Annotated in this window: 10 protein-coding genes; 4 read left to right on the top strand and 6 right to left on the bottom strand. The window is 31.6% G+C overall.

Features of this window, described 5'->3' with window-relative positions:
• The first annotated feature begins 103 nt into the window (after positions 1 to 103).
• Positions 104 to 865, top strand: a complete 762-nt coding sequence (locus Q0X98_RS03770) for a sulfite exporter TauE/SafE family protein (protein ID WP_297681636.1) — start codon at positions 104 to 106, stop codon at positions 863 to 865.
• Between the two features lie 56 nt (positions 866 to 921).
• Here the strand turns inward: Q0X98_RS03770 and Q0X98_RS03765 are convergent, their stop codons facing one another.
• From Q0X98_RS03765 to Q0X98_RS03740, 6 genes are all read right to left on the bottom strand, one after another.
• The gene (locus tag Q0X98_RS03765) at positions 922 to 2112 is read right to left on the bottom strand and encodes an ABC transporter substrate-binding protein (protein WP_297681634.1); all 1191 of its coding nucleotides are present in this window, start codon (positions 2110 to 2112) and stop codon (positions 922 to 924) included.
• Between the two features lie 73 nt (positions 2113 to 2185).
• Positions 2186 to 3070 carry a DMT family transporter gene (locus Q0X98_RS03760; protein ID WP_297681632.1) on the bottom strand — a complete coding sequence of 295 codons (885 nt, stop codon included), beginning with the start codon at positions 3068 to 3070 and terminating at the stop codon, positions 2186 to 2188.
• Positions 3048 to 4529 (bottom strand): aldehyde dehydrogenase, encoded by a 1482-nt coding sequence (locus Q0X98_RS03755; RefSeq protein ID WP_297681630.1) that lies wholly within the window; start codon positions 4527 to 4529, stop codon positions 3048 to 3050. Before Q0X98_RS03755 ends, Q0X98_RS03760 begins: the two co-directional genes overlap by 23 nt.
• Positions 4530 to 5312, bottom strand: coding sequence for an alpha/beta hydrolase (locus Q0X98_RS03750; RefSeq protein WP_297681628.1), 783 nt, complete (start codon positions 5310 to 5312; stop codon positions 4530 to 4532).
• Complete coding sequence (locus tag Q0X98_RS03745; RefSeq protein ID WP_297681626.1) at positions 5313 to 5900, bottom strand: amino acid synthesis family protein; 588 nt, start codon at positions 5898 to 5900, stop codon at positions 5313 to 5315. It abuts the gene before it with no gap.
• A complete protein-coding gene (locus Q0X98_RS03740) occupies positions 5900 to 7066 on the bottom strand; it encodes an LLM class flavin-dependent oxidoreductase (RefSeq protein WP_297681624.1) in 1167 nt (388 codons plus the stop codon). The genes Q0X98_RS03745 and Q0X98_RS03740 overlap by 1 nt, the downstream gene beginning before the upstream one ends.
• Positions 7067 to 7363: 297 nt before the next feature.
• On the opposite strand from Q0X98_RS03740, the gene Q0X98_RS03735 reads away from it, so the two are divergent.
• From Q0X98_RS03735 to Q0X98_RS03725, 3 genes are all read left to right on the top strand, one after another.
• Positions 7364 to 11881: a PilC/PilY family type IV pilus protein gene (locus Q0X98_RS03735; RefSeq protein ID WP_297681622.1), complete on the top strand. Its 4518-nt coding sequence runs from the start codon at positions 7364 to 7366 to the stop codon at positions 11879 to 11881.
• 273 nt (positions 11882 to 12154) lie between these two features.
• Positions 12155 to 12736 carry a hypothetical protein gene (locus Q0X98_RS03730; RefSeq protein ID WP_297681620.1) on the top strand — a complete coding sequence of 194 codons (582 nt, stop codon included), beginning with the start codon at positions 12155 to 12157 and terminating at the stop codon, positions 12734 to 12736.
• Positions 12737 to 12974: 238 nt separating this feature from the next.
• Positions 12975 to 13718 carry a racemase gene (locus Q0X98_RS03725; protein WP_297681618.1) on the top strand — a complete coding sequence of 248 codons (744 nt, stop codon included), beginning with the start codon at positions 12975 to 12977 and terminating at the stop codon, positions 13716 to 13718.
• The last annotated feature ends 2 nt before the right edge of the window (positions 13719 to 13720 follow it).

The following is a 13720-nucleotide window of genomic DNA, read 5'->3' as shown; positions in this document are numbered from 1 at the left end:
ATTAGGTGCTGCAATCGCTTGGGCCATGTATATGGCCGATAAGTATATGTTTTAGTTGGAAATTTTAATATTAAATTTTTAGTCAATCCTTTAAAAAAATAATATGAGTCTATTGTCACTTCTTAATTTTAATTTATCTGAATTTTTATTGATTGTTTTTATAGTATTCATTGCATCAATAATTAGAGGATTTAATGGCTTTGGTTTTTCAGCAACATGTATGTCATTAATATCTTTCATTTTACCAACTATTGAAATTGTACCAATAATTTTAATTCTTGAAGTGTTAGTTAGTATTTTTATGATCCCTTATATTTGGAGCAGTATTGATTGGAAATTTGTATCACAAATACTTATAGGAATATCAATAGGCTCCCCAATAGGTCTTTACCTTTTAAAGTTTTTATCTCCAAATATAGCTCACCTATCAATTTGTTTAATCATAATATTTTTTGTAATATTACAACTAAGAGGATATTCAAATAAACGGATTAATAACCTACCCACTAAAATCTCAGCTGGAATAGTTTCTGGAACAATAAATGGATTTGGAACTTTGGGTGGAATGCCTATTTCTCTTTTTTTATTAATCACAAAAGTTAAACCAATGATTATAAGAGGATCATTAGCCGCAATTTTTTTTATTGCTGATGCATATGTTTTCAATTTAAGTATTTATGTTGGAATTGTTGATGAGATTGTTTTTTATAGAGCATTGCCCTTAATATGTATTTTGCCACTTGGCGTATTTTTAGGAAACAAACTATTTGTTAAAAGCAAAGAAGAAACTTATAGAAAAGCAGTTTTTTATTTTCTGATTGTTATCTCTGTCATTGGGATAGCCAAAGTCATCATTAATCTTTAATAAAAAAAACCCCTTAACAATAAAATGTTAAGGGGTTTTTGATTAGTTTACTAAAATTATCTTTGTTTTTTAGTTTTGAATTTTCCGCCTTTGATTTCTTGTTCTAAGAAAGAACCTTCAGCTTCACCAACATTAGTAAAAGTTACTCCAGTTGCACCTTCGTAATTTATCTTTTTACCTTTTGCTAATAAATCCAATCCTTTTTTAAGCTCACCTGGATAAATTTTAGTTCCAGGAGCGTTAGCAACATCCATTACATTGTTTGCAATTGATGCTCTGTCAGCAGAGTTACCTGCTTGCATTGCTAAAACTATAAGTGCTGCTGCATCATAAGATTCTCCAGTGTATGGACCAGAAGAGTCTATACCAGCAGATTTTGCTACATCAGCAAATACTCCAGCACCTTTTCCAGTTGAACCTGGCATAGTTCCAAAAGATTTTTTTAAACCTTTAGGGAATGCATCAACAAGTGATTGACCGATCATACCATCTGATAAAACAAATTTATCAAATGCACCTGAGTCTAAAGCAGCTTGAATCATACCTTTACCACCTTGGTCAAGGTAACCAATTACAGCCATAGCATCACCACCAGCAGAAGCTAGCGTTGCAACTTCAGATGAATAGTCAGCTTTACCATCTTCATGGGCAGTTACAGCTGTAACTTTGATACCATGAGCTTCAGCAGCAGCTTTGTAAACATCAGCTAAACCTTTTCCATAGTCATTGTTAGTGTAAGTTATAGCTACACTTTTAACTTTTCTATCTTTAGTAACATCAGCTAAGATTTGTCCACCTCTAGCGTCAGAAGGAGCTGTTCTAAAAAAGAATCCTTTGTCATCTAAAGTTGTTAATCCTGGAGAAGTTGCTGATGGTGAAATCATTACTACACCATTTGGTACAGCAACATTTGATGCAATCGCACCAGTTACACCAGAACAGTCAGCACCCATGATAGCTGCTACACCTTGTGAAATAACACCTTCAGCTGCAGCAGTTGCCGCCGCTGAGTCAACACAAGTTGAGTCTGCTCTTACTACTTCAATTTTTTTTCCACCTAATAGAGAACCTGAGTCTGAAGCTTCTTTAAAAGCAAGTTCAGCAGATCCAGCCATTGCTGGTGTTAGAGATTCAATAGGACCAGTAAATCCTAAAATGATTCCCATCTTAATCGCATGTCCGTCTGCCATTACATTAGTTCCAAAAGTTGAAACAAACATAAATGCAGCAATAAATAGTTTTTTCATTATTTTCCTTAATTGTTAACAATTTATAAAAACGTAATTAAATTACGATTATCTAAATTTTACAATGGTTAAATTAACTCGTTTTATGAAGTAAAAATACTGAAGTTAGAACAATTGCACTACCAATAAGGAATAGAAATGTGGGTATCTCTCCAAAAATTAAAAAAGATAACCCAATACCAAAAATTGGGAATAATGAGTATGAAGGAAAAATTTGACCCACAGTATAAAATTTATATAGATAAAACATTAATAAGTGCGCACCCAAAGAAACAACAACAGCTTGGTAAAATATAAAAACCCAAGTGTTAATATTTATTGATTTAATATTTGAAATTGTATGACCTTCAATAAAATAAGATAAAATCATTAATATAATAAAACCAAATAAACCAGTAAACGCATTGGTTAAGCTGACATTTAAACTTTTTAATTGTCTTGAATAAACTTGGGCTAAACCAAAAAATAGTGCCATTAAGCCGGCATAAAATAAGCCTAAAAAATTGTTAGCTAATTCAGGGTCAAAAAATATTATTACTATTCCAAAAAAAGCACAAAAAATTAAAATCCATTTTTTAAAACTAATATTTTCACCTAACATTACTGCACTTAACAATACTCCAAATGGTATAGCTAATTGTGAGCCAACAATCACAGGTGAAATTATTGATGAATGGTAAAGTGATAAAGTCATAAATACATAAACCATCACACCCATTGAAATTGAAAAAGCAATCAATGATGCAAGATATTTTTTCTCTGGTATTTTAAATCGCCAGTATGGAATTAATATAATAAGTACAATTCCCATTCTAAGTGATGCCATAAGAATAGGGGGCACTGAATTGTTTAATGCTAATTTTGTGACTGGAAATGCACTTCCATAAGCAACTGCAATAAATAGTAAAATGAGTAAATGCTTTAATGGCAAACTGTTATCCCATCGTAAATGGGTCATCCATTGGATCTTCAGATGAATTAAACCAGGTAGTTTTTATTCGTGTATATTCTTTAATAGATTCTATCCCAGCTTCCTTGCCATAACCACTATCTTTAATTCCTCCAAATGGTGCTGATGGTGATATCAATCTGTATGTATTTACAAATACTATCCCAGCTCTTACAGCTTTTGAAACTCTCATAGCTCTTCCAAGATTGGTAGTATAAATTCCTGAAGACAAACCATATTGGTTATCATTCATCTTATTTATTGCCTCTTCTTCATTTTCAAATTTCATTACTGATAAAACAGGACCAAATAATTCATTTTCTGCTGTTGGTAAATTATGGTTTTCACATTCAATTATAGTTGCAGGAAAATAATAGCCTTCATTTGAAATTGTTGATCTTTTTCCTCCACATCTAATCTTTCCACCTTGCTCAACTGTAGCTTTGATATTTTTTTCAATATTTTCTAATTGTTTAAAGCTATTTAAGGGCCCCATTTGTGTATCTGGATCCATCGGAGATCCTAGCTTAATACCTTCAGCCTTTTTAACAAGTTTATCTAAAAATTCGTCGTAAATTTTTGATTGAATATATAATCTTGATCCAGCAATACAGCTTTGTCCACTTGCTGCAAAAATACCTGCAGTAATTCCATTTAAAGCATTTTCTTGATCAGCATCATCAAATAAAACTACAGGACTTTTGCCTCCTAATTCTAAACTTACTTGAGATAAATTTTCTGCAGAATTTTTAACAATATGACGAGCAGTTTCAGGACCTCCTGTAAAAGCAATTTTCTCAACCAAATCATGTGTTGTTAAAGCTCTCCCACAAGGCTCTCCTAGTCCAGTAATTACATTAACCACCCCTTTAGGTAATCCCGCACTTTCAATTAACTTTGCAAATTCTAATAATGTGACAGGAGCTAATTCTGAGGCTTTGATTACAACTGTGTTTCCCATTGCAAGTGCCGGTGCTAATTTCACAGCAGTTAATAGCATTTGTGAATTCCAAGGAATTATTGCAGCTATCACACCAATAGGAATTCGTGTTGTTGTTACCTGCATATTAGGTTTATCAATAGGCACAACTGTTCCTTCAACTTTATCAGCTAGTCCTGCATAATAATCATAGTATTCAGCAATATAACTTGCTTGAGTTTTTATTTCTTTAAATAATTTTCCAGTATCTATTGTTTCTATTTTTCCTAAATGCTCAGCATTCGTTCTTAATTGGTCAGCAATGTTTCTTAAAAATTTTGCTCTTTCTTTTGGGTGAAGATTAGACCAAGAACCATTAAAAGCATCTTGAGCAGCTTTGACAGCTTTATCGACATCGGCTTCATTAGCTTCTGGTACTGTTGCCCATACTTTATTGGTTTCTGGATTTAAAGTTTCTATTTTTTTACCTGATGAAGATTCAACCCACTCACCATTAATATACATTTTAAAATTTTTTAATTCAGACATTTAATTATAAATAAAATTCTTAAGATTTATATTTACCTCATCTGCACACTCTATACTACAAAGATGTTTTCCATTTTTTACTTCAACAAATTTAGAGTTTACAAGGTCTTTCGACAAAGATTTAGACATTGAAACAGTTGATCCTGGGTCATCTGATCCCGTCATAATGAGTGTTTTTGTTTCAATCTTTTTGATTAACCCAATATCATCTCTATGATTTGCAAATAATTTATAAGCTTTTAAAAAATTATCATGATCCTTAGGTTCTTTGTTTAAAATATTCATGAACTCACTATAAATTTCAGGATTATCATCTAAATATTTATCACTAAACCACCTTTTTAATGCTTGTCTTGATATGGGTTTATTTAATTTAGCTTGTTCAAATCTATCTAAAACTTTTGATCTCTCCTCATCAGTTCTTTGATAAGTTGTTCCCATTAAAGTTAATGTATCTAAATATTCTTTAAATTTTAGAGTAAAATCTATAGCGATTAATGATCCTAAAGAAAAACCAATAAGATTGATTTTTTTAATGTTCAAAAAATCCAATAGTGACTTAAGTTGATTAGAAAAATCATTTAAAGTTACCTCATTATTTTTTAATTCAGAATTTCCATGTCCTAATAAATCATAAGTTAATGTTGAAAATTCATTTAGTGAATTTATTTGAGGTTTCCACATTTGATGATCAAGACCAACCCCATGAATAAAAACTGATGGAATTGTGTCTTTATTTATATAGGAATAATAACTACCTTTAAGGTCAAAGCCTTGTGACATTTATTTGGGATCTAGTCCCATTTCCTTCATGTCCTGATAACGGTCACCAGTTCTCGCATGAGCTCTGCCTGATGAGGCCCCACCTATAGCAATCACAATCTCATCATCAAATGGTGCGTCATGAATAGTGAATTCATGTGTTAAATAATAAGGTCTTAAGCCTGAGTCTGTTTTATGCATCATTGGAATTGATATTTTAGATCCTGCTGGCCCTCTTGTGTTTGTAAAACTTAGATAAGAAGTACCACCAACTGCATCTCTAAATTTATTTCCAAACCTTAAAGTGTGAATAAATGCTGAAGCATGTTCAATTTCTCCATTAAGGCCAACTGTTCCAGCTTTACCATAGGCTAAAATTTTATCAGGTGAGCCGATTTCTTTTATTAATTCTGGAACTAGAATATCTCCTAACTTTGGGGCAAGATCTAAAATAATTGGTTTTAAATCTTCAACAAAACCTTGATCAGCCCATGGGTTTTTAAAAACAGCCGCAACTGATACTAGCAAGACAGGTTCTTTTGCTTCCTTGCCACCTTCAATAAAAGTTTTGTCTACAAACTTTGTAAATTTTCTTAATTCAAGTTTCATTAACTAGCTTTCTCTACATCGTCTTCATTAAAATTTATTTTTGGTATCACTTCATCATTAAACAGTTTTATACTTCTCATACAAGCCTCATGATCTATACCAGGAAAATTAGACCATACTTGTAAGTTTTGAAGATTTAACTCTGTTTTAAGTTCATTAATTTTATTAACAACATATTCAGGAGTTCCAAATAATAAATTTCTTTTGTGAAGAAAATCATAATTTAATAAATCCAATTTATGTTTAGTCTCAGGTAATTCTTCACCTGGATCCATATGATTTCCCAAACCTCTCCAATGACATACCCACTTCATATAATTAATAATGTGTTCACCGGCCATTTTTTCTGCTTCTTCCATTGTCTCTGCAACAAACATATCCCGAACTAGTGATACCCCTTCACCTAAAGGAACATCTCTATTTTCTGCTTTTGACTTTGCTTCTTGATATATTTCAAATCTTTTCTTCAATGCCTTAACTGTTGGAATCCACATAATAGTATTTAAACCATTTTGCGCTGCCCATTCGATGGATCTAGCACCATCAACAACTTGCCATATTGGTGGATGAGGATTTTGTTTTGGTTTAGGAACAATACTTATTTTTTTAATTTCATTTGTTTTTGTATCTAAAAATTTATCACTAGGAGGGCTCATGTCATGTTGCCATGTAAAATTTGGTGAAGGATAAGTGTAAAATTCACCATGATGACTAAAAAATTCTTCAGTCCAAGCTTTTTTCATTATAGTTAAACTTTCTTCAAATAATCTAAAGTTTTTTGCTTGGTCTTTAAGATCGGCTTCTTTATTCATGTTAATAGCTTCTCTTCCGTAAATACCTCGACCAATTCCAACATCAACTCTTCCGTTTGATAATTGATCAAGTAAAGCAATATCCTCTGCCAGTCGAATAGGGTTATGAAATGTTATCACATTACAAGCTTGTCCAATTCTAATTTGTTTTGTTCTTGCTGCTGCATCCACCCCCATCATCAATGGGTTTGTGCACGACTCCATTCCCTCATGATTAAAATGGTGTTCGGTATACCAAATTGAGTCCCAATTATTTTGATCACAAAAAGTTGTGATCTCTTTAGTCTCATCTAGTAATTGATTATATGGTTTGTGATTCCAATTAGTTGTATTGCAAAAATATCCAAACTTCATTCAAACCTCCTAAATAATTAAATTTAAGACGATCGATCCCACTTTCGTAAACCTAAACTTTATTCACCGACGAGTTATGTATCTGTCTTTAACAATTAAAATCTTAACACAGTTTTATCACCCAAGGAATAAAGAAAATTAATGGTTTTTTTAGTCTATTAACAAGTAAAAGCCTAGAATTTTTACTTTTACGTGATCTTAAAATTCTAATTATTTCTTAAAAGTATCAAGACTATGGATTACCCGATATGGGCACTAAAAATTCGTGATTTAGATCAGATCATCTAAAAAGTAATAGTGATCAAAAAATACCTAATTATTTTTTTAACCTTAATTGTGAGTTCATCAGCTTATTCAAAGCCATTACCACCAGGTGCTGGAAATAGTATTAAAGCTAATATCATGTTTATGGTGGATAAATCTCTTAGTATGTGGTGGTCCTCAAGTGACGAGGGAAGCCAAATGAGAATCAGCCCTTTTACTGATGTTGTACCAAGAGGGGATGGAAAATATATTACAGCAAGTGTTGAAAACAATGGTTTTGGTTTATGGAACCCTTACCAGAATGATATTCATTTAGATCCAAATTTTTTTGGAAACTATGCTGCTGCAAATGCATGGCAAAGAAATAATACGCTTAATCTAAAATCTCCATTGAATATGGAAGTTAGAAGAGTTCAAAATGATGACTACCTTTATATTCTTCAAGATAAAACTCATGAGAAGGCTAATGGATATACCCTTATGTCGATTTCGACAAAAGTCCCCGTCAATTGGAATGGAAATCTTAATACTGGAAACCGAGCAAAAAATGCTAACAGATTTTTTGCAAGATCAAGTGGGGTTAAAAATGAGGATTTGACAGGATTACGTCAACACAACCAAACGAAAGATAAAAAGGGATTCAGTGCGTTAGTTTTTAATAGCAAACCTTCCATGGATCTTTATGAAGATAAGATTTTGGTAATTTCAAAAGAGGCGTGGAGAGTTATAAACTTAAGTAATACAAATGGACATTTAAATACTGACAGCAGTTACAATAATGGGCTCAATTATGACGTTACCACTCGTGTTTGCTCTAAAGACGAGCCAATGAATTTATTATTCGATGATGCAATTGATATAGTTAAAGAAGGTTCAAAAATTTATGTTTACAGTAAAGATGGATCAAATGGATTAATTTTAAAACAAGAAGTTGATAATAATCTTTGTCCAACAGGCAATCTTTATACACAGTGGAATAAAAGTTCAAACTTTGATCAAACATGTGGAGAAGGAAGGGGACAAAGTATTGCTGTTAGAAATAATACAATCTTTACAACTGGTTATAATATAGGAAAGGTTTGTAAATATTCTCATTCTAATTCAACAATAAGGTTAGAGAAAAGTGTTGGAACAAAAAATGCCTATACTCCAAATGCTGCGGGCAATCCCGAGGTTTACATTGAAAAACCAATGGGTATTAGTATTGGTTCAGGTAATTCAACTGAAACACAAAGAATATATGTTGCAAGTTTTGGAAGAAATGAAGTTATTATTTTTAATCAATCTGACTTAGGTTATGTAGATCATTTTGGTGATCCAGGTGTTTCAAAGTGGCAGGGTGCTATAGATTCTATATCTAACGTGTTGCAAGACTCAACTATTAATCAACAAGCAAATTTTGGAATTGGATATTGGGGGCCATCAGGCAAGGCAAAATTTAATGGTTTTAAAGGATTAAATGGAAATCTATCTAATAATAACCCAAGATTTGATTCTCCAGTTTGGCATGAAGGGAATAACCCTGGAGCATATATATCAGTTGGTATAAACCCAAACGGGGCTCAGCAAATTTTACAAAAATTCTCTGAGGATAATATAAAACTGTTAAATAGCACCAATGGTTATGGTCTTAGAAAATTAATCGAATATTATTGGCTTTACAATGATGGAGGGGGAATTGTTAATCCTATAATTGATGGTTTAGATTGCCAAATTAATGCAACAATTATTATAGGAGACGGGATGTTTCAGCCACCTCAAACTAATATAGACCCACCTAAAATTGCTCAAACCTTATTTGATACTAAAGGACATTTAACTTTTACAGTTGGATATGGCGATACATTCCTTAATTCTCAAAGTGCAATTGATGATTTTATAAATATTGCAAAAAAAGGAGGCACTCATCAAGAAAACAACGGTGTTGTCACCAAAAGAGGATATTATAATGCAAAAACACCTACAGATCTTAAAAATGTAATTAATGAAATTGTTCAAACAATAGTTGCAAAACAATATTCATTTTCATCACCATCAATTTCAAGTAACGTTAGAAACGCAGGAGAATTGTACCAAGGTAAATTTCAAAATAGACAAAATAAAGAATGGATTGGAAGTGTAATTAAAACCAATCTTAATGAGGATGGTACCGCACTTTCATCAGATCAAAGCTGGGATTTTAGTGAAGAAATACAAACTCCTAGTAACAGAAAGCTTTGGACTGCAATACCAGGTAATACTGACATAAATAACTTTATACAATCTAACGTTAATTCAATAAGTAATTTTTATAATGCAACAGGAAATATTCTAGGAGACTATCATAGGAAAACTATTGGATCGAATAATTTAACAAATGCAATAAGGTGTAAAAATTCATCAGGAGTTGTTGATGGAATTTTAGATGAAGAGAAAGGTTTAATTAAATTTGTAAGAGGTGAAGATTATTTTGATTATGATGGAGATTGTGATTTAACCGAGCCAAGAAAAAGAATAGACGATGACGGAAATCTCAAAAAGGCATATGTTGCTGACTTTTATAATTCTGAATTATCAGTTATTGGTTCACCCTCTGCAAGCACCGCTTCAGTAGCGCAAAATACTGAAAGCTATTTTAGACAGAAAAATAATTATGGTACTTTTGCTAAAAATAATGCCAATAGAGCAAAAGTTGTTTATGGGGCAGCAAACAATGGAATATTGCATGCAATTAATCAAGAGACAGGTAAAGAGTTATGGGGATTTGTTCCTCCTTTAGTAATACCAAGTTTACCTAAAGTTATCACTCCTTCATTAAATCAAGCTGATGGTGGAGGAAGTACACCTTTATTTTTATTGGATGGATCACCTGTAGTGCATGATACTTATTTTAAAAATCCGGTTACAAATATAGAGGGGTGGCACACTTTATTAATGGTCCCATATGGTAGAGGGGGTGCAGGTTTTTCTACAATTGATGTAACAGACACAAACAAACCTCTTCATCTATATTCAATTTTAAATGATCCAATTAGTGAGCAAATACTAAGAGTGGATCATAATGCAAATTTATTCAAATATAATTATGCGAGCTCGAGATTTAATATAACAAATTTTAATGAGGTGCAGACAGCAGAAAATAATGTCGGATCAAGTAATGCATGTAATGCATCAGGAAATACTTCTTGTTATCGATCAAATGTCTGGTCTTTATCATTAGATTTTGATGCATCAATTGATTACAAGATTTATGCAAATGGGCGTGATGTAACTACAAGTACAACTATTGCAAATATAAATGGAATTTATAAATTTACATTTAATCAATCATACAAATATGATGCGTCAGGTAATTCAGCTTCAGATAGCATTAACATTACTCAAACAGGATCTCTCGATAGCGCAGGTCAAGATTATGATTATAGATATTTAGGAGAGACATGGGGCTCCCCTCGTGTGTTTAGAATGCCTAATAATGGTGCTGGTGACAATAATATATTAGATGATGAATATGTAGCCGTTTTAACAGGGGGTTATGGAAATGGATCACCTTTAATTGGCTCTAATGTTTATGTGATTGATTGGTTAACTGGAAAAGTAAAAAAAGAAATTAAAATTGAAGATAAAGGTTATGACTCTAATTCTAGAAATGATATTACTAATTCAATTCCATCTTCTCCGATAGTAATTAATGCAGATGCTGCTAATTCAAACTATTCAGGTGCAATAGTTTATGTAAATGATTTAGAGGGAAAAATTACAAAAATAAATTTAACCAATATGGATCAAACGCCTGAGTATGATCCAAATACAAATACTTTTTCAACACAAAGAAAACCAGTTAATTTATATGATAAATATACAATGTTCGATACCATGGCGTCTTCAGAGATTAACAATAGATATATGTTTCATTCAATGGACGCAGGAATAGGAGTTGTAACAAAAAAATTATGGTTATTTGGTGGTACAGGTAACTTTATGAACTTAGATGATCAACAAGTAAATTTGCAAAAGGTTAATAATGTAATGTTTGGAATAAAAGATTATTCTTTTCCAAATTTTGGAACTGCAAGTAATACACAATCTCCAGACAATTTTTTAAAATGTAACAATACAACAAACGATATAACAGGAGCCAGTTGTCCAGATATTGGAGACAGAGGTTGGTATGTTGAACTCGATAAACAAAAAAAAGTTGTAAATGAACCTACATTGAAAGGAAATATTGTTTACTACCCACTTTATCGACCTGCTAATTATTTTGACCCTTTGAGACCGAATTTTATAACTACATTAAACCAAAGTTGTGGAGGTGGAAATGCATATATTTGTGCTGTAGATGGTGAGTGCGGTAGTAATAAATCAAACAAAATTGGAGATATTAATCAAGGGGAACAATGTTTGTATGTTGGAACAGGAATTTTATCAAAGATAGTAGCATTTGGATTAAATCTTTATGCAAATATTTCTGGCGAATCTACCAATGAAGATAAAACCGATATTGTAATTATAGAATCTATTTCAGAAAATGTTCAAGCCTACAGAAGTAGCTGGAGAGATAACTATTAATCTTATCGGTAATATATAATAAATTTCTTCGAATAATTCTTACAAAAATTTAATCTTATTAACGCTCTTAGACCCATTTAAAGAGGAAAGAGACCGAAATTTTTTTTGTCATATCCTATTTTGAGTAATACCTTTACTACTTTAACGAGTAATGTGTCGTTCTTTAACAAAAAATTTTTGCTATAATTAAAAAGCCAGATAAAACTATAAAATTTATTGTGCGCTAGATAAAAAAAGGTAAATTATAACTATAATTAAAAAAAGGTAAAAAATATGAAAAAAATAGTTATTTTATTTTTATTTTTATTTTCTTCTTTGAATATTGCAGGTGCAGTTGAAGGAGAATATAGAATGGGTGCTGAATTCGGATGGAGTCCAGTTGACTTGGAAGCAGAAAAAACAGCACAAGAACTTGCAAATTTATCAGGATCTACAGTTACAGTTGTATACGATCAAGGAGCTTTCGTAGGAAGAGTGTTTAGTGATTATGGACTTACTTCAGATGTTTCTATAGAAGCTGGCTATTTTCAAACTTCATCAGTAGAAGCCAAATATACAATTTCAGGATCATCGGCAACCGAATCTTACGATGTGCATGGATTTGATATATCTGGTGTAGTTAAAGACCCAAGTGGATTCTTTGGTAAAGCAGGAATACATTCTGCAACAATGGATGGTGCAGCAACCTTAACCATTGGTGGCACAACTTACACCGTGACAGCAGAAGCAAAAGGAACAGGTCCATTGATAGGATTTGGTTATGAAGAAGACAATGTAAGATACTCGTTTACACATTATAGTGATTTAGCAGGTGTTACAGACTTTAGTTTTTTTTCTATAGGCTTCTTATTCTAATTTAAAATTATTATGTTTTAAGCGTGAGATATAAAAAAAAAGAATTGATTTATAATTATTCTTAATATTTTTTTCTCATGCTTAAATAATGGATAAAATCAAATTCAGCATATAATTAATAAATAAGACCTTCTCATTTAGTGAATTAAATCCAAACTTAAAAAAGTTGTTAAAGATAAAATTAAAACCTAAATTTAACTAGACAATTTTAGTGATATCTATTTAATCACTTTATCTTATGAAACTTGGTAAAATTGCACCAAAATACACTGAAAAGCCAAACCCCAGAATTGGCTTAATTACTCTTGCAAGTGATTTTAGAATTGAAAAAGATTTTAATAATATAATTTATGGAAAGGAAATTGATTTATTTTCTAATCGTATCCATTGTTATAATCCATTGACCAATGAAACATTAAAAAAAATGGCGGATGATATTACGGATGTTGCTAAAGAAATATTACCTGATCAAAAATTAGATTGTGTTGCCTATGGTTGTACCTCAGGAACAATAGCTGCTGGATATAATTTAATTTTTGATAAGGTTAATCTTGCAAAACCAAATACTAAAGTCACCACTCCAATTACTTCAGCTATTAAAGCTTTAAAAAAATTAAACATAAATAAAATATCAATTTTTACTCCTTACACAGATGAAATTAATCAATCGGTTGCAGAATATTTTAAAAAAGAAAATATTGAAGTTGTTTCATTAACTTACTTTGATATTGCATCGGACCTTGATATTGGAAAAGTAGATCCAGACTATTTATTTGAAGTATTATCCAAAATTGATTTATCTACAAGTGATGCTTTATTTGTTTCTTGCACAGCTCTTCCTGTTTTATCTCTAATAGATAAATTAGAAAAAAAATTAGGCAAAGTGGTTCTGTCAAGTAATCAAACATTGATTTGGGATACTTTGAAAGAGATAAATTATAATAAAAGTATTGACGGGTTTGGTCAATTATTTAAAGATTAGAA

The organism is uncultured Candidatus Pelagibacter sp. (genome assembly GCF_943788075.1).
Classification (GTDB): Bacteria; Pseudomonadota; Alphaproteobacteria; order Pelagibacterales; family Pelagibacteraceae; genus Pelagibacter.
The sequence above is the reverse complement of the archived record's forward strand: the minus strand, read 5'-3'. Positions and strand labels throughout refer to the sequence as shown.